Raw genomic sequence first — 17,605 nt, 5'->3', positions numbered from 1 at the left:
TGATAAAGGGTTGATCTACATTAGCAACAACCCTTAACGCCGAGGTGATGACCATGGAAAACTTTCTCACCAGTGATGCGATTCGCACGCTGTTCTCGCAAGCGATGTCCAGTATGTATCAGCAGGAAGTGCCGCAATATGGCACCCTGACGCAACTGGTCACGGCCGTGAATGAACGTACGCTGGAAGCACAACCCGCTTTAAAAAACCGTCTCGCCGCCGCCGATGAACTGGACCGACTCAGTGTGGAACGTCACGGTGCGATTCGCGTGGGAACGGCAGAAGAACTCAGCACACTGCGTCAGATGTTTGCGGTGATGGGGATGGAACCGGTGGGATATTACGATCTCTCGCAAGCGGGGGTGCCGGTTCACTCCACCGCGTTCCGTCCGGTCACCGACAGCGCATTGCGCCGCAATCCATTCCGCGTGTTTACCTCTCTGTTACGGCTGGAACTGATTGATGACGCCGCGCTAAGGGAAAAAGCCGCAACTATTTTGGCCGCGCGCGATATTTTCACGCCGGGTTGTCGCGCATTGATCGCTCAACATCAACAGCAGGGCGGTTTAAACGCTGCGGACGCGGCGCGTTTTGTCAAAGAGGCGCTGGAAACCTTCCGCTGGCATGCCCACACCACCGTGGACAGCCTGACCTATCGGGCACTGAGTCAGCAACATCGATTGATCGCCGATGTGGTGTGCTTCCAGGGGTGCCACATCAACCATCTGACGCCGCGTACGCTGGATATTGATCGCGTGCAAACCTTGATGCCCGCGCGCGGCATCGATCCCAAAACCCTCATTGAGGGGCCGCCACGGCGCGAAGTGCCGATCCTGTTACGTCAAACCAGCTTTAAAGCGCTGGAAGAGGCAGTGCATTTTAATGACGGCACTCCCGGCACCCATACTGCGCGCTTTGGCGAGATTGAGCAGCGCGGCGCGGCACTGACCCCCAAAGGACGTACACTGTACGACCGTCTGTTGGCGGAAGCAGGCACCGGCAGCGATAACCAGCATCATCAACAGCATCTGAGCGCAGTGTTTCGTGATTTCCCTGATGATGAAGAAGCCTTGCGTGAACAGGAACTGGCGTGGTTCCGCTATCGTTTGACCGCTAAGGGCATCCAGCATCCTCCGCAAATGGGGGAAACCCTGGCCCAACTTCTCGCTGAGGGACGGGTGCAGGCAGAACCGATTGTGTATGAAGATTTCCTGCCAGTGAGTGCAGCGGGGATATTCCAGTCTAATTTGGGCGACGAAACGCACGCACGCAGCGCGGGCAATGCCAGCAGGGCGGATTTTGAAGCCGCATTAGGCGCAGCGGTGCAGGATGAGATGGCGTTGTATCAACAGATGCAGCAGCGCAGCCTGGCACGTTGCGGTATCCGTTAGCGGCATAAGAAAACCGGTCTGTGAAGTGGCATCACCACTTCAGCAGACCGGCTTCATTTCTTTTGATTTCTATTGCAAGCGCGAATCACGCACCAGCGTGTACTTCCCGGCACCCAAAAACATGATGGCGAGTGCGCCAAGCAGATAAAGAGCCTCTGTTTCCAGAGACCAGGCGCCAACATCTGTGCGATGCCAGATTGCGCCCATTTTTACCAGTAAGGTCGCAACAACCATGTTCACCGCGATAATGAAGGCCGCAGGGCGCGTCATTAAACCGATGATCACCATAACAGGTGCCACTATTTCCCCGATGTAAGCACCGTAAGCGATGAAACCTGGCATGCCTTTAACGGCCAGCAGATGGGCGATCCAGTCGACGCCATGCATCACTTTGAATTCGCCATGAAACAGCAGCAGGCCGCCAAACGTCAGACGTAACAGCAGTTTACCGAAGTCCGGGTGATCGCTCATTCGATTGAACATCTGGTTGATACCACCAAACATCGCGCTTCTCCGTCTCGCCAGGTTAAATTGTAACCTTAAAACAATTCGCCATGCCAGGGTTAGCCAAAAAATTTGATGGAGATGTTCAATGGATCGAAAGCATATTCGGCTTAATCTGCAAATGCTTTCAGAACATGGACATTCGCTCAAGGCCTGCAAATAATGGAACCAAGCTTGATCTGGGAACCCGAGATGAAAAACGAACGACGTCTGAGGATCATGACCGCAGAGGGTGAGCTCAGAGGCCTGATTGACGATGATCTTTTTGTCTTCAAGGGAATACCTTACGCCGCACCGCCCGTGGGCGCACTGCGCTGGCGTCCGCCACAGCCGGTTGCGCCCTGGCAAGAAGTACGTGAAGCCACGCAATGGGGGGATGCCAGTTGGCAAAACCGGGATTATTGCATGGCAGTGGGTGGCGGCGATCCGGGTCGGTTCAATGAGGATTGTCTGTACCTGAATATCTGGACGCCAGACGTTGAGCCCTCCCGTCCCTTGCCGGTGATGGTGTGGCTGCACGGCGGGGGCTTTACCATCGGCGCAGGTAGTCTTGATCCCTATCGTGGCAAAGCCTTAGCCGCGCAGGGCGTCGTCGTGGTCACGCTCAATTATCGACTTGGCCACTTTGGCTTTTTCGCCCATCCGGCGCTGGATGCTGAATACCCGCAAGAAGCGGTGGTAAATAACTTTGCCTTGCTGGATCAAATCGCTGCGCTGCAATGGGTTCAACGCAATATTCCTGCCTTTGGCGGCGATCGCCACAATATCACGCTGTTTGGTGAATCATCGGGTGCGCGCAGCGTGTTGTCTTTGTGCTGTTCTCCGCTGGCTGAAGGGCTGTTCCACAAAGGCATTGTCCAGAGTGCATACAGCTTGCCGGATGTGCCGCGCAGGAGGGCGCAACAAATCGGTAAACAGGTTGCCGCGCATTTTGGCCTGCCGGCTCACGCCTCTGCTGAACAGCTTCGTCAGTTACCTGCCGATCAATTCTGGCCGCTGCAACGTCCACTGGGATTAGGTCCGGTGGCAATCAGCGGTGATGCGGTGCTTTCCAGGCCGATGCTCGAAACCTTTATAGCCGGTAAACAGCATCGGGTGCCGTTGATGGTGGGAAGTAACAGCGATGAAGCCAGCGTACTGGATTATTTTGGTGTGGATCCTGCAACGGTGTTACAGCAAATTCGTCGCAAAAATCGCCTCAGCTATGGCCTGATGAAATGGCTATACGATATTCACGACGATACCTTACTGGGCCGGTCAGTGGCGCGAGACATGGCGTTTACCGTGATCCCGTTACTGGTGGCGCAGTCTCAACACAGTATTGGCATGCCTGCCTGGCGATACTGGTTCGACTATGTGTCAGAGAATGCCCGCGACCTCTATCCACATGGCACCTGGCACGGCAACGAAATCCCCTATGTATTCAACACGCTGACCTCGCTTAAACCGCTGCCTGAGCGGGATTACACTGCCGCAGATAAGCGCTTTGCCGATATGGTCAGTACCTATTGGGTGACTTTCGCCCGGGATGCCAGTGAGTTTAGCTATCAGTTGCAGGGCCAAATCGACTGGCCGGTGTGGCGTCCCCGTGAAGATCTGACACTCGCCCTCGGTGATCAGGGTAAACCGCAAGCGGTGTTGAAGGCGCGTTTTATGCGTGGGCGTCTGCGTTTGTTCCGTCTCATGATGCGCAGCCACGTTAAGCTTTGATGAGCAGGCTAATAGTGAAATTGCGCAAATGAATCCTTAAGGCAAATGACGCGTTAACTTATTGATTAATCATAACAATGGCAGCCATTCCTCTTAAGCAGACAGCAATTAATTAGCTTATTAAACCGTTACATTTTCCCAATCCACTGCCGATAAACGCAATATGCCCGATTTTATCGGGCCTCCTACGCGTTTCACACCAAGGGATTATGTATGGGAATCTTAAAAAACTTCACTATTCGCGCCGTCATGCTGACTATTCTCGGGCTGTTTTGCCTGCTGTGGTGCGGTGTCGGATTATTTAGCGTGCATTCGCTCAATGCCCTCGGCGAAGGGAATGAGATAGACCGTGAGCTGGTTAATCAGATGACGGTACTGAGTAAAGGCAACGATCAATATTTTCGTGTGGTGACGCGTCTATCCCGCGTGATGGAAGGGCGTGCATCGGGCGCGGCAGTGAGCGCGGAGGCATTCGCACCGGTGCAACAGGCGCTGGAGAGTATGAAAGCGCAGCTGGTGCAATTCAAAGCGATGGCACCCGGCCCGATGGACAGTGAAACGGTTAACAGCGTTATCGCCAGCTGGCAGAAATTGCTGGATGAGGGGATTGCGCCGCAGGTGTCGCTGGCACAGCAGAGCACCGTTGAAGCTTACCGCACACAGGCCAATAACGTGACGCCCGCCCTGAGCCGCGCCTTTGGCACCAGCGCGGAAGCGTTCAACAAAGCCGCAGGCATTAAGCTGGATGAAACCCGTGTCACCGTCGATAAACTCACCAATATTACCAAGGTGATTATTCTGGTTGCCGTGGTGTTCGGCCTTGTCATTCTGTTGTTCACCGACCGTTATCTGGTGGCGATGCTGGTGAAACCGCTGGAGCGCGTGCGCAACCACTTCGCGGTCATTGCGCAGGGCGATCTCAGCCAGCCAGTAGAGGATTTTGGGCGCAACTGCGTCGGCAAACTGGTGCCGCTGTTGCGTGCGATGCAGGACAGCCTGCGTGAAGCAGTGAGCGCCATTCGCAGTGGAACAGAGAATATCTATCGCGGGGCGGCAGAAATTTCATCCGGTAATAACGATCTCTCCTCACGCACCGAAGAGCAAGCGGCCGCGCTGGAGCAAACGGCAGCCAGCATGGAGCAGCTCACGGCAACGGTGAAATTCAACGCCGACAACGCCCGTCAGGCCAGCTCGCTGGCAGAAACGGCCACCGGCACCGCACAGCAGGGCGGCCGTCTGGTGGGGGAAGTGGTCACCACCATGCAGGGCATTTCCGGCAGTTCGAAGAAAATCGCTGAGATCACCAACGTGATCAACAGCATTGCTTTCCAGACCAATATCCTGGCCCTTAACGCCGCCGTTGAAGCTGCGCGTGCGGGCGAACAAGGTCGTGGTTTTGCGGTAGTGGCCAGTGAAGTGCGTAATCTGGCACAGCGCAGTGCGGGTGCGGCGAAAGAGATCGCCACGCTGATTGAAGATTCCGTTCAGCGTGTTGATAAAGGCTCAGCGTTGGTCAGCAGCGCGGGCAGCACCATGAACGATATTCTGAAGTCGGTACAGGATGTGAATGAGATCATGAAGCATATCGCGGCCGCTTCCGAAGAGCAGAGCAAGGGCATTTCGCAGGTCGGCACCGCCGTTACGGAAATGGACAGCGTGACCCAGCAAAACGCCTCGCTGGTGGAGCAGGTTTCTGCGGCGGCCAGTGCGCTGGAGCGTCAAACGGAAGAGTTGCAGGCTTCTGTCGCGAAATTCCGTCTGTCGGACAGTGCGCCGTTAGGCAAAGCTCAGGCCGCGCCAGCCAGCACCGTTCTGCGCCGGCCGCTGCTAACCACTACGTCAGTCGCTCAATCGAAGTCGGCCAGCGCCGATGAATGGGTTTCATTCTGAGGCTGACACAACCACGCCACCAGATCCGGCAGGAACGGTGGCGCATCCTGTTCTGCACACTGTAAAAGGCTGTACGCTGCCCCGGTGGCCACGCTGTTGGCAAACGGGGCGATCAAGCGACCATTCGCCAAATCATTTTGCACCAGTGTCACATCCGCCACCGTGGCACCAAAGCCCTGAATCGCCGCGCTGATGGCAAGATCCATGGTGGCAAAGTGCTGATTGCGTGCCATCGGCACCTTCGCCGCCTGGTCCGCCAGCCACATTTGCCAGTCGCGAGCATCATTGGTGGGATGCAAAAAAGTAAACTTCGCCAAATCGCTGATGCTCACGGGCGGCGTGACGTTATTGCCCAAAACCGGCGTCAATCGCTCATCAAATAAACGAATGGAACCAGCAGGCGGCGTGCCAAACACAATCGCCGCATCAAAATTTTCCAATTGTGAAGCGTGATCCAGCGTGGTGGTGAGCGCCACATGGATTTCCGGCCGCTGTTGCTCCAGTGCCACCAAACGCGGCACCAGCCAGCGCATGGCACAGGTCGGTGCTTTCAAACGAATCGAGGCATTGCTGCGGCTGGCTTTCTCTGTCGCGTTTACCAGCATAGCGTAACCTTGCTGCAGTTCGGGCAACAATGCCGCACCTTGTTCGGTGAGATGCAGACCGCGCGCATGACGGGCAAACAACGGAAATCCCAGCCAGCTTTCCAGCGTGGCGATTTTACGGCTCACCGCCCCCTGTGTAATGCACAACTCACTGGCCGCGCGCGTCAGATTGAGATGACGTGCAGTGACCAGAAATGCATGGATGGCATTTAGCGGTAGTGCAGAGCGGGACATAATGACCTCAAGCTATGATTTTTAATCATGGCTATTATGACAACAATTCGCTTGTCGACTCAAGCGTCACGCCGTTGAATAGAAATCTACTTTCCTTACGTGGTTATGCAACCTTGTGGAGCAACGATGACCTTGAATAGCAGTGTTAACATCTCTTCCAAACAGCCCGATGTCGGCACGACGATTTTCAGCGTCATCGGCCAGCTATCGGCACAACATAAAGCCATCAACCTGTCGCAGGGCGCGCCGAATTTTCCATGCGATCCGCATCTGGTGGAGCTGGTCAGTAAAGCCATGCGCGAAGGTCACAACCAATATGCCTCTCTGACCGGTTTACCGGCGCTGCGTGAAGCGCTGGCCGAAAAAGTCGAGACGCTTTATGGCCAGCGCTACGATGCGGGTAGCGAAGTGTTGATCACCGGCAGCGCTAGCCAGGGAATTTACATGGCGATTTCCGCACTGGTGCACCCTGGCGACGAAGTGATCTTCTTCGAGCCCGCGTTCGACAGCTATGCGCCAGTGGTGCGTTTGCAGGGAGCAACGCCGATTGGCCTGAAATTGCAGGTGCCGGATTTTGCGATTAACTGGGATGAGCTGCGCGCCACCCTTACGCCGCGCACCCGCATGATCATCATCAATACCCCGCATAATCCGAGTGCACAGGTGCTGACGCCAGCCGATCTGGAGCAGTTGGCAGCCTTGACCCGCAACACGGATATCGTGGTACTGTCCGACGAAGTCTACGAACACATTCTGTTTGATGGTCGTGCCCACTGCGGCATGGCTACCCATCCGGAACTGGCGCAGCGCAGCGTGATCGTTTCCTCCTTTGGCAAAACGTTCCACGTCACTGGCTGGCGTGTGGGTTACGCGCTGGCACCGGCCGCGCTGATGGAAGAGATTGTGAAGGTGCATCAGTTCATGATGTACGCCGCCGATACACCGATGCAGGTGGGTTTTGCGCACTATTTGCAGAATCCGCAAAACTACCTGCAGCTGTCACCGTTCTATCAGGAAAAACGCGATCGGCTGCTGTCATTGATGCAAGATTCGCCGTTTAAGCTGCTGCCGAGCGCGGGCTCCTTCTTTATGTTGGCCAGTTACGGACATTTCAGTGACGAAAGCGACAGTGAAATGGTAAAACGTCTCATCGTCGATCACGGTGTGGCCACCATTCCGTTGTCGGCGTTTTATATGGACGGCACTGACAATAAATTAATTCGCCTGTCATTCGCGAAAGACGACGCAACACTGCAGGCAGGCGCGGAAGCGCTGTGCCGTGTTAAAGGGTAATTAGGGGAAGAATAATGAAAAAATTAAACGCACTGTTTGTGGCGCTGGGCATGCTGACCTCAGCACACGCACTGGCACAGGAAACCTTACGCTACGGTCTGGAGTCACAATATCCGCCGTTTGAAAGCCGCAACGCACAGGGCGAGCTGGAAGGTTTTGATATCGAACTGGGCAAAGCGATTTGCCAGGTCGGCAACTTTGACTGTAAGTGGGTGGAAAGCAGCTTTGATGCGCTAATACCGGCACTGCAGGCGAAAAAGTTTGATGCGATCAACTCGGCGATGAATATCACCGAAGCGCGTGCTAAAAGCATCGATTTCACCAAACCTATCTACCGCATTCCTACCATGCTGATCGTCAAAGCGGGTGAGAAGTTGCTGCCAACCGCCGAGTCGCTGAAAGGCAAAAACATCGGCGTGTTGCAGGGTTCTATCCAGGAAACTTACGCTAAGAAGCACTGGGAGCCGCAGGGTGTGACCGTGACCTCTTATCAGGACCAGAACCAGGTTTATAACGACATGGTCGCGGGCCGCCTTGATGGCACGCTGGTGATGTCTGCTGCAGGCCAGTCTGGTTTCCTTGATAAGCCTCAAGGTAAAGGTTTCGCCTTTGTCGGCAAGCCGGTTGAAGATGACACCATCCTCGGTTCAGGTATCGGTTTTGGTCTGCGTAAAGGTGATGCCAAGCTGAAGGGTGAACTGGATGCGGCTATCACGAAAGTGCAGTCTGACGGCACCATCACCAAGCTGGCGGCGAAATTCTTCCCTGGCATTGATGTGACCGCAGCGAAATAACTTCAAGCGCCATACTGGCGCGCTGCTCCGTTAAAACCGGATTGAATTAAGGCTGCCATTGTTCACCCATGGCAGCCTTTTTCGTTTACGTCGGAGTCGGTGACATCGTCTCTCAGCGGTTGCCGGGCCGCTGACAGCGTTAAGATCTGCCGGTAAGGATCGGGCTTATTTCGCCGCCAGATAACACAGCGCTTCGGCTACCTGATACGATTTCACAAACGACGGCACCGGTAAAAACTCGAAGCGTGAATGGAAATTGTGTGCGCCGGTAAAGAAGTTCGGTGTCAGCAATCCTTTTGCCGATAAAGCCGCACCGTCTGTGCCGCCGCGCATCGGGATAACTTTCGGCTCCACACCCACTTGTTCGAGCGCCGCAAATATCAAGTCAATTGCACGACGATCTTCCCCAATGGCATTACTGATATTGCTGTAGGTGTCGTTAATGGTGAGTGAAACATGCCCGGTGGGGTAAAGCGCGGCGATCTCATCTGCGACTTCCACCAACTGCTGTTTTTTCTGATCGAAACCCTGTAAATCAAAGTCGCGAATCGATGCCTTCAGCACCGCACGGCTGGCATTGGCATTGATATCATTAAACCAGATATAGCCTTCACGTCCTTCGGTATGCTCTGGCGTGGCCAGGCGATCGAAACGTGAAATGAAGTCGTGCGCCATCAGAAGTGGGTTAACCAGCACGCCTTTGCCGGACATCGGATGCGCCGGCACGCCGGTAAACACCAGTTCCGCCGCCGCCGCATTAAAGTTCTCATACACCACTTCGCCCAGCTCACAGCAATCGATAGTCCAGGCAAAATCGACGTTAAAGCGAGTGTCCAAATCCAGCGCTTTGGCACCGCGCAGCCCAATTTCCTCATCCGGTACAAATGCCACCACGATGTCGCCATGATCGCCTTTCAGATTCTCCATCAACGTCATCACCACCGTCACCGCTGCTTTATTGTCGGCGCCGAGCACGCTAGTGCCATCGCTAAAGATGATCTCCTGACCGTGATAGGGCGCAATCTCCGGGTGTTCCGCTACGCGCAGCCAAATATCCTGCTGCGTGTTCAGACACAAATCATCTCCGTTAAACGTCAGGGTTTGCGGGTGGATATCCGCTGACAAACCCACGTCCACCGTGTCGATATGGGTAATAAAGCCGATGCGTGGTGCATCTGGTCGATTGCCCGGTTTCACCGCCGTCACCGTCGCATGCTGATCGATGACGATATCCTGCAGCCCAAGCTCACGCAGTTCCTGCGCCAGCAACTCCGCCATCGCATGTTGTGAAGGGGTACTGGGCAGCGTGGTGGATTTGGCATCGCTCTGGCTGGAAACCGCCAGATAACGGTAAAAACGTTGAGTCAGTTGGCGAGCGAGTTGGTCTGTCATCACATTTCCTTATTAGCTTTGCGCGATGTGCATTACACACCTCGGATAAATCGTGTTATTTATCAATAAATACCGATGCGGGCTCATGGAAGTCAACAAAAACGAGGATCACAATGAAAAAGATGATGGCAAAGTTCACACTCAGTGCGTTGTGTTTAGCGGTGGCAGGCGGAGTATCGGCAAAAACGCTGGTTTACTGTTCTGAAGGTTCGCCTGAGAATTTCAATCCGCAACTTTACACTTCAGGTACCAGCGTTGATGCCAGCGCAGTGCCTATTTTCAACCGTTTGGTGGACTTCAAGCCCGGCACCACGGAACTGGTGCCAAGCCTGGCTGAAAGCTGGGATATCAGCCCGGACGGCACGGTTTACACGTTTCACTTACGCAAAGGGGTTAAATTCCAGAGCAACAAACTGTTTAAACCCTCGCGCAACCTGAATGCCGATGACGTGATCTTCTCGTTTATGCGTCAGATGGATGCCAAAAATCCCTACCACAACGTCTCCGGTGGCAACTACAGCAATTTCGATAGCCTGGAACTGGCGAAGCTGATCAAGAATATAGAGAAGGTGGATGACAATACGGTGCGCATCACGCTGGCGCATGCGGAAGCGCCGTTCCTCGCAGATTTGGCCTGGTACTTCGCCTCCATTCACTCTGCGGAATATGCCGATCAGATGCTAAAAGCGGGCACACCAGAGAAAGTCGACATGGAGCCGATCGGCACCGGTCCCTTTGAGCTGGTGCAATATCAAAAAGACTCACGCATCCTCTACAAAGCCTTCCCGGATTACTGGCAGGGCAAAGCGAAACTGGATCGCATTGTTTTCTCCATCACCCCGGACGCTTCGGTACGCTATGCCAAGCTGGAGAAAAACGAATGTCAGGTGATGCCGTTCCCGAATCCTGCCGATCTGGAAAAAATGCGCAGCAACCCGGATCTGACGCTGGAGCAGAAGTCGGGGCTCAACACCGGTTTCCTGTCGTTCAATACCACCAAAGCGCCGTTGGATAACGTGAAAGTCCGCCAGGCACTGGCGATGGCCATTAACAAGCAGGCGATTATTGACGCGATATTCAAAGGCACTGGCACGGTGGCGAAAAATATTCTGCCGCCGGATGTCTGGAGTGCAGATAAGGATCTGAAGGATTACGATTATGATCCGCAGAAAGCCAAAGCGCTGCTACAGGAAGCAGGCATTAAACCCGGCACTGAAATCGCGCTGTGGGCGATGCCGGTGCAGCGCCCTTATAATCCAAACGCGCGACGAATGGCGGAGATGATTCAGGCCGATTGGGCGCAGGTGGGCATTAAAGCCAATATCGTCAGTTATGAGTGGGGTGAATACCTGAAGCGCGTGAAGGGCGGCGAGCATCAGGCGGCGCTGATGGGCTGGACCACGGCGACGGGCGATCCGGATAACTTCTTTGGCCCGCTCTACAGCTGCACCTCGGCCAATGGCGGCTCCAACTCCTCCAAATGGTGCTATCAGCCGTTCGAGAAGGTCATCACTGAAGCGCGCGCGGAGCAAAATCGCGACAAGCGCGTCACGCTGTATCGTGAAGCACAGCAGATCATGCACGATCAAATGCCTGCCGTGATGATCGCCCATTCAACGATTTTCGAGCCGGTGCGCAAAACGGTGAGCGGATATACCGTCGATCCGTTTGGTAAACACATTTTCTATCCGGTCGATATTAAGAATTGATGACGGGCAAGTGCCGCTCAAAGGCGGCACGTTGTGTTGAGCGCGCGTGGCGTGTCAAGGCTTCCAGCGTTGACGCAATGGTTCCTCCAGCGCGTTCATTTGCTGCAGTAAAAACGTCATAAACACATTCAGGGCGGCACTGCGAGGTCGCCCTGATTGCGCCTGTAACTGCAAGTTGCGCTGACTCAATTGATCGATCCCCACCGAGCGCAATATCAAGCCGTGCGTTTCCGCTTCTTGTAATACGGTAAAGGCACTGCAAATCGTCAGAGCCAGCGGAGTGCGCAGCAGAAAGTGGAACAACGTTGAGAAGGTATCGCAGGTGATCACCGGTTCAATCAAATTACCGCTCATGTGGCTCGCCAGCTCAAACAATTGGCGCACGGTGGTGTTCTGCTGCGGCAAAGCCAGCGGATAGTGGCTGACATCGTTCAGGGTCACGTGTGCGGCGCTGGCCAGCGGATGGCTCTGATGCATCACCAGCAGCACCGGGGCGGGCCAGGAACCGATGACTTCCACGCCGCGTTCAGCGTGCAGGCTGAATTGCAGTGCCAGATCGCACTCGCCGCTGCGCAGCAGTTCAGCGACACCTTGCGTACTTGCCACTTTGATATCAAACAGCACGCCGGGATTATCCTCACGGAAGGCGGCAATCATGCGCGGCAGCAGCGTAAAGGCTAATCCATCGGTACAGGCCACGCGAATCAGGGTGCGTCGCACGGCCTTCAGCCCCTTAATTTCTGCCAGCGCGTACTCCATCTCCAGCATCGTTTTGCGTACGTGATGGGCGTAAATTTCGCCGGCTTCATTCAGCACCATCCCGCGCGCATGCCGGTCAAACAGGGGCACGCCCACCTGGTTTTCCAGTCGCTGAATTTGTCTGCTGATGGCAGACACCGCCACAAACAGCTGTTCACTGGCCGCGCTGAGCGAACCCGTATTGGCAACGGCCAGGAAATAGCGGATTTCATTGCTTATCATGCGGATGCCTCATACTGGTGCATGCCTCGAAATCGGGCAGCGGATCTTTGCCAAAAAAGCAAATCATACTCGATAAATTGATAATTGTGGCAAAGCAAGGTTTCCGCAAAGATGACAAAACCAAAATACCAATAAAAGACATGCAAACATGACAGCACAACAAGCGGTACAACAAGCCACCGCCTGGTTCGACAGCGGGGAATTTCAGGAAACATTGGCTCGACGTGTGGCGCAACGCACCGAAAGCCAGCGCCAGGATCGCGACAACGAATTACAGCGTTATCTGCAGGATGAAATTGGCCAACAGCTGATTGCGCTGGGGTTCACGCTGCACTTTATCGATAACCCTGAAGCCGCCCATCGCCCGTTCCTGGTGGCGGTACGCATCGAAGATCCGGCACTCCCGACCTTGTTGAGTTATGGACATGGCGATGTGGTGTTCGGTGACGACGAAAACTGGCGTGAGGGGTTATCGCCGTGGCAGTTAGTGGAAGAGGGCGACCGCTGGTACGCCCGTGGCAGCGCGGATAATAAAGGCCAGCACTGCGTGAACCTCGCGGCACTCGAACAGGTGTTCAAAGCACGCGGTGGACGACTCGGTTTCAACTGCAAAATGCTGTTTGAGATGGGTGAGGAGATCAGCTCGCCGGGCCTGGCTCAACTGTGCCAGCATCATGCTGAACTGCTGAAAGCCGATCTGTTTATCGCGTCTGACGGCCCGCGTCTCAATGCGGTGCGCCCAACCCTGTTCCTTGGCTCCCGGGGTGCGGTGAACTTCCGTCTCACCGTTACCGCGCGTGACAACGCCTATCACTCAGGTAACTGGGGCGGCTTATTGACTAATCCAGGCACACAGTTAGCCAACGCTATTGCTTGCCTCGTGAACGAAAAGGGCGTGCTGCAGGTTGAGGCGCTGAAACCTGACTCTCTCACTCAACAAGTGCGCGACATCCTCAGCGACATCGAAGTGGGCGGGATGCCAGGGGATCCCGAGATTGATACCACCTGGGGCGAGCCGACGCTCTCTCCGACAGAAAAACTCTACGGCTGGAATACGCTCGAAGTCCTCGCATTCCTGACGGGCAATCCGGCACGTCCGATGAATGCGATTCCCGGTGAAGCCACGGCGATGTGCCAACTGCGCTTTGTGGTCGGCACCGATTGGGAAAACCTGGCTCAGCATGTGAGCGAGCATCTGGCGCAGCACGGTTTTGACTACGTGAACGTGGAGTTTATGCGCGGGTCACCGGCCACGCGACTCGATCCTACCGATCCGCTGGTGGATTGGGTGCTGGCGAGCATGGCAGAGACCAGCGGCAAAAAACCGGCGTTGCTGCCGAATCTCGGCGGCTCACTGCCGAACGAAGTATTCTCTGACATTCTCGGACTGCCGACATTGTGGGTGCCGCACTCTTACCCGGCCTGCGGTCAGCATGGCGTCAACGAACATATGCTGAAGTCGATTGCGCGTGAAGGTCTGCAAATTATGACACGCCTGCTGTGGGATCTTGGCGAGCAAGGTAGCGAACTGGTGGCTAAACACCGTCAGCACGCAGGAGGTGCTGCATGAGTACGCTTAACACAGCTGCCCCATTGAGCAGCACCAAACCGAATCTGCATAAAACGCTGTTTGCCACCTGTATCGGCAATGCGCTGGAGTGGTTTGATATTGCGGTGTATGGCTTCTTTGCCAGCTACATTGCCCATGCTTTCTTCCCTACCAGCGATCCCTCCGTCTCCTTGCTGCTGACCTTTGGCAGCTTCGGCGTCTCGTTCCTGATCCGTCCACTGGGCGCGATTGTGCTCGGCAACTATGCCGATCGCCACGGGCGTAAAAAGGCGCTGCTACTGTCGATCAACCTGATGATGTTGGGCGGTGCGGTCATCACCTTTATGCCTGGTTACGCCAGCATTGGCCTGATAGCGCCGCTGCTGATTTTACTGGCGCGTCTGGTGCAGGGCTTCTCGGCGGGGGGTGAATTCGGTAGCTCGACAGCGTTTCTGGTCGAGCATTTCCCGGAGCGCAGGGCGTTTATCGCCAGCTGGCAGTTTGCCACCCAGGGCGCAAGTACCTTGCTGGCCTCGGCGTTTGGTCTGGGACTGACGCAAATCCTCACGGAAAGTCAGATTCAGGATTGGGGATGGCGTATCCCGTTTGCCTTCGGTCTGCTGATTGGCCCATTGGGCATCTATATCCGCCGTCATGTGCATGAGCCTGCCAGTTTTGAAGCGCAAGCGCCTGAGGCCGCTCCGCTCAAGCGCCTGTTTGGTCGTCAAAAAGAGCTGATGCTGCTGGCGATTGGCCTGATGGTGATCTCCACCGCCGTGAACTACATGCTCAACTACGTGCCAACTTACGCCACCAAAAACCTGCATCTGCCGGGTTCTGCCGCGTTCACCGCGACGTTGCTGGCAGGGGTGATCCTGACGGTGGTGACGCCGCTGATGGGGCTGTTGGCGGAGCGCGTGGGCCGCGTGCCGTTGATGTGGGGTTCGCTGATCATGCTAATCGTCACCATTTATCCGGCGTTTAAGCTGGTGGTGAATCACACCACGCCGACCACCTTGATCATTCTGGTGTGCTGGATGGCGTTGCTGAAATCGATCTATTTCTCGACGGTCCCGTCAGTGATGGCCGACCTGTTCCCCATTGGTACTCGCGCCAGCGGGATGGCGATCAGCTATAACGTCGCGGTGACGGTGTTTGGTGGTTTTGCACCGCTGATTTGTACGCTGTTGATCAGTGCCACTGGCACCAGCCTCGCGCCAGGCTATTACCTGATGGCGATGTCGGTACTGAGTGGCTTAGCCTTAATGCGCAGCCAGAAGCGCATCGCGTAATGACAGTTGAGTGAAACAGCTTTGCGCCGTACCTGAAGGCGAACAGCTTAGAGGCGTGGCTGCGCGTGCCATTGCGCAGCCTTTGAAAGGCGCCATTCCTGGTGCAGTTCACCTCATGGCAATGCCTGGTTGGCAGCTTATCCAGCCAGGTACTTCACTCAGGAAAACTGCAAATAGGCCACGTGGGTTTGCAGATACTCTTCCAGTCCATGACGTCCATCTGCACCACCGATACCCGATTTGCGCCAACCCGCATGGAACCCTTGCATCGCCTCGAAGTTCTCGCGGTTGATGTAGGTCTCACCAAACTTCAACTGGCGCAACGCAATCATCGCCGTGTTCAGATTTTGCGTGTAGATCGAAGAGGTCAGGCCATATTCACAATCGTTAGCCAGCGCGACGGCTTCATCGAGAGTTTTAAAGGTCATCACCGGTAATACCGGCCCAAAGATCTCTTCGCGCATGATCTCCATCTCCTGACGCACACCGGTAATGATCGTCGGTTCGAAGTAGAACCCTTTATCGCCCACGCGCTTGCCACCCAGAACCACTTTTCCGCCCTCAGACACCGCTTTGGCCACTTTCTGCTCCACGCGTTCCAGTGCGGCGGCGGTGATCAGCGGGCCCATGTCGATATCGGTTTGCTCGGCTGGGTTGCCAAACTTCACCTGTTTCATTGCTGCAGTCAGTGCGCTGATGAAGCGATCATAAATGCCTTCCTGGACGTACACGCGTTCCGCACAGTTGCACACTTGCCCGGTGTTGATTACGCGAGAGCTGACAATGGCCTTCACAGCGAGATCCAGGTCCGCATCATCCATCACAATGGCTGGCGCTTTACCGCCGAGTTCCAGCGACACCTTGGTGACGTTTTTCGCGGCGGCTTGCATCGTAGCAATCCCCGCACCCACGCTGCCGGTCAGGCTCACTAAACCGACCTTCGGGTTGGCGGCCATCTCCTGACCGACTTCGGGGCCATAGCCAAACACGAAATTGATCACGCCTTTCGGCAGGCCGATCTCATGAATGATCTGCGCAAAAATCGCTGCATTGTTAGGGGTGAGTTCACTGGGTTTGATGGCGATAGTGTTGCCGGTAATCAGCGCCGGAGCGGCTTTACGCGCAATCAGGAAGAAGGGGAAATTCCAGGGCAGGATGCCGGTGGTGACACCGATGGCTTTCTTGAACACGAAGATATTTTCATTTGGGCGATCGCTATTGACGATTTCACCTTCATAACGCCGCGCCCATTCGGCCATGTAGTCGAGGTAATCTGCGGTGAACAGCACTTCAGTCTGCGCCAGCCCCTGAGTTTTACCGCCTTCCGCCACGATGGTGGCCGTCAATTCGGGTTCACGCTGGCGGATACCAGCAGCAATTTTACGCAACCAGTTACCGCGCTCAATGGCGGGCAATGCTTCCCAGGCGGGTTGTGCTGTTTCTGCCGCTGCAATCGCCTGCGCTGCATCTTGCTGTGTGCCTTGTGGCACGCGTGACAGCAGCGCTTCAGTCGCTGGATTGATGACCTTAATCCACTTATCGTTCTGATCGTTTACAAACGCGCCATTAATGTAGTGTTGATGGTGTGTTGTCATCTGTAGGGTCTCCGCGATCGGTTTTGTTAGCATGGTGTGAATCGAGAGTGAAACAGATCAAGGTGTAGCACCTTTTTGTCAGTGCCAGAGCGGATGACGGGATGGCAGAGAAGGGAAGAACGAGACGACAGACGCAGCATTCCTGATGAAATGCCGCGTATTCAGCGTGTTAGTAAAAAAAAATTTATGCAGAAAGATCAGGAACCCGGCACCGCCGCGCCGCTGGCGATAAACCACGCGAGGAAACTGACGCCAGCAATGATGATGGCAATAGGGAAGAGCAATCCGATTTTCATAGATATCCTGATCGTTAAGCGAGTTGAACAATGGCGCGATGGGTTTTCATCATACTGAACAGCTGGAATTGGCTGGCGTCATCCACCTCGCGCAGATGTTCGCCTTTCTGATAACGAATGCGGTGAATATGACCGAGTTGACGCCACACCACGATGGCCGAAGCCAGCAAGGCGCAGTTCTCTTCGCTCTGGATGCAGTCAAGTGTGGCGTAACGCTCTTCATCCAATCCATTAATGAAAACGTTCAACGCCTGAGGCGGCACAATGGCGCGGATATCATCCAGCATCACGCGGCTCACCGGCTGCGACAACAGCAGCGTCAACCTTTTGCTATTCATCTCATTCCTTCGTTGCGATGATTTTTCCAACG

15 protein-coding genes are annotated in these 17,605 nt (G+C 55.1%); 8 read left to right on the top strand and 7 right to left on the bottom strand.

Annotated features, from left to right (window positions below):
• The first annotated feature begins 53 nt into the window (after positions 1–53).
• The gene (locus tag IAE30_RS09180) at positions 54–1,391 is read left to right on the top strand and encodes a VOC family protein (protein WP_038646850.1); all 1,338 of its coding nucleotides are present in this window, start codon (positions 54–56) and stop codon (positions 1,389–1,391) included.
• Between the two features lie 69 nt (positions 1,392–1,460).
• Here the strand turns inward: IAE30_RS09180 and IAE30_RS09175 are convergent, their stop codons facing one another.
• Positions 1,461–1,895 carry a DoxX family protein gene (locus IAE30_RS09175; protein ID WP_200538640.1) on the bottom strand — a complete coding sequence of 145 codons (435 nt, stop codon included), beginning with the start codon at positions 1,893–1,895 and terminating at the stop codon, positions 1,461–1,463.
• 192 nt (positions 1,896–2,087) lie between these two features.
• Here IAE30_RS09175 and IAE30_RS09170 point away from each other — a divergent pair, with 192 nt between their 5' ends.
• Both IAE30_RS09170 and IAE30_RS09165 read left to right on the top strand, forming a co-directional pair.
• Positions 2,088–3,605 (top strand): carboxylesterase/lipase family protein, encoded by a 1,518-nt coding sequence (locus IAE30_RS09170; protein ID WP_200679342.1) that lies wholly within the window; start codon positions 2,088–2,090, stop codon positions 3,603–3,605.
• Positions 3,606–3,818: 213 nt separating this feature from the next.
• Positions 3,819–5,495: a methyl-accepting chemotaxis protein gene (locus tag IAE30_RS09165; RefSeq protein WP_200679340.1), complete on the top strand. Its 1,677-nt coding sequence runs from the start codon at positions 3,819–3,821 to the stop codon at positions 5,493–5,495.
• Here IAE30_RS09165 and IAE30_RS09160 read toward each other — a convergent pair.
• Positions 5,453–6,334, bottom strand: a complete 882-nt coding sequence (locus IAE30_RS09160; protein WP_200679338.1) for a LysR substrate-binding domain-containing protein — start codon at positions 6,332–6,334, stop codon at positions 5,453–5,455. The genes IAE30_RS09165 and IAE30_RS09160 overlap by 43 nt on opposite strands.
• Positions 6,335–6,460: 126 nt before the next feature.
• Here IAE30_RS09160 and IAE30_RS09155 point away from each other — a divergent pair, with 126 nt between their 5' ends.
• Both IAE30_RS09155 and IAE30_RS09150 read left to right on the top strand, forming a co-directional pair.
• Positions 6,461–7,627 carry a methionine aminotransferase gene (locus tag IAE30_RS09155; RefSeq protein WP_200679336.1) on the top strand — a complete coding sequence of 389 codons (1,167 nt, stop codon included), beginning with the start codon at positions 6,461–6,463 and terminating at the stop codon, positions 7,625–7,627.
• Between the two features lie 14 nt (positions 7,628–7,641).
• Positions 7,642–8,421, top strand: a complete 780-nt coding sequence (locus IAE30_RS09150; protein WP_200538641.1) for a transporter substrate-binding domain-containing protein — start codon at positions 7,642–7,644, stop codon at positions 8,419–8,421.
• A 165-nt stretch (positions 8,422–8,586) separates the two neighbouring features.
• On the opposite strand, the gene pepT is transcribed toward IAE30_RS09150, so the two are convergent.
• On the bottom strand, positions 8,587–9,813 hold the full coding sequence (gene pepT / locus IAE30_RS09145) for a peptidase T (RefSeq protein ID WP_200679334.1): 1,227 nt from the start codon (positions 9,811–9,813) through the stop codon (positions 8,587–8,589).
• A 113-nt stretch (positions 9,814–9,926) separates the two neighbouring features.
• Between pepT and IAE30_RS09140 the strand changes: the two genes are divergently transcribed.
• Positions 9,927–11,522 (top strand): ABC transporter substrate-binding protein, encoded by a 1,596-nt coding sequence (locus IAE30_RS09140; protein WP_200679332.1) that lies wholly within the window; start codon positions 9,927–9,929, stop codon positions 11,520–11,522.
• Between the two features lie 54 nt (positions 11,523–11,576).
• Here IAE30_RS09140 and IAE30_RS09135 read toward each other — a convergent pair whose 3' ends face one another.
• Positions 11,577–12,503, bottom strand: a complete 927-nt coding sequence (locus tag IAE30_RS09135; RefSeq protein WP_038646865.1) for a LysR family transcriptional regulator — start codon at positions 12,501–12,503, stop codon at positions 11,577–11,579.
• Between the two features lie 148 nt (positions 12,504–12,651).
• On the opposite strand from IAE30_RS09135, the gene IAE30_RS09130 reads away from it, so the two are divergent.
• Together IAE30_RS09130 and IAE30_RS09125 are read left to right on the top strand one after the other, a co-directional pair.
• Positions 12,652–14,073 carry a M20 family metallopeptidase gene (locus tag IAE30_RS09130; protein WP_200679330.1) on the top strand — a complete coding sequence of 474 codons (1,422 nt, stop codon included), beginning with the start codon at positions 12,652–12,654 and terminating at the stop codon, positions 14,071–14,073.
• On the top strand, positions 14,070–15,344 hold the full coding sequence (locus IAE30_RS09125; protein ID WP_200538645.1) for an MFS transporter: 1,275 nt from the start codon (positions 14,070–14,072) through the stop codon (positions 15,342–15,344). Before IAE30_RS09130 ends, IAE30_RS09125 begins: the two co-directional genes overlap by 4 nt.
• Before the next feature lie 158 nt (positions 15,345–15,502).
• Here the strand turns inward: IAE30_RS09125 and aldA are convergent, their stop codons facing one another.
• From aldA to IAE30_RS09110, 3 genes are all read right to left on the bottom strand, one after another.
• Positions 15,503–16,939, bottom strand: a complete 1,437-nt coding sequence (gene aldA / locus IAE30_RS09120; protein ID WP_200538646.1) for an aldehyde dehydrogenase — start codon at positions 16,937–16,939, stop codon at positions 15,503–15,505.
• Positions 16,940–17,136: 197 nt separating this feature from the next.
• The gene (locus tag IAE30_RS09115; protein ID WP_141399000.1) at positions 17,137–17,235 is read right to left on the bottom strand and encodes a YoaK family small membrane protein; all 99 of its coding nucleotides are present in this window, start codon (positions 17,233–17,235) and stop codon (positions 17,137–17,139) included.
• 14 nt (positions 17,236–17,249) lie between these two features.
• On the bottom strand, positions 17,250–17,573 hold the full coding sequence (locus tag IAE30_RS09110; RefSeq protein WP_038646873.1) for a hypothetical protein: 324 nt from the start codon (positions 17,571–17,573) through the stop codon (positions 17,250–17,252).
• Positions 17,574–17,605 lie beyond the last annotated feature (32 nt).

This window comes from Pantoea sp. S61 (assembly GCF_016625145.1).
GTDB lineage: Bacteria > Pseudomonadota > Gammaproteobacteria > Enterobacterales > Enterobacteriaceae > Pantoea > Pantoea rwandensis_B.
Note: the sequence above shows the minus strand (reverse complement) of the source record. Positions and strands in the feature narration are given on the sequence as shown.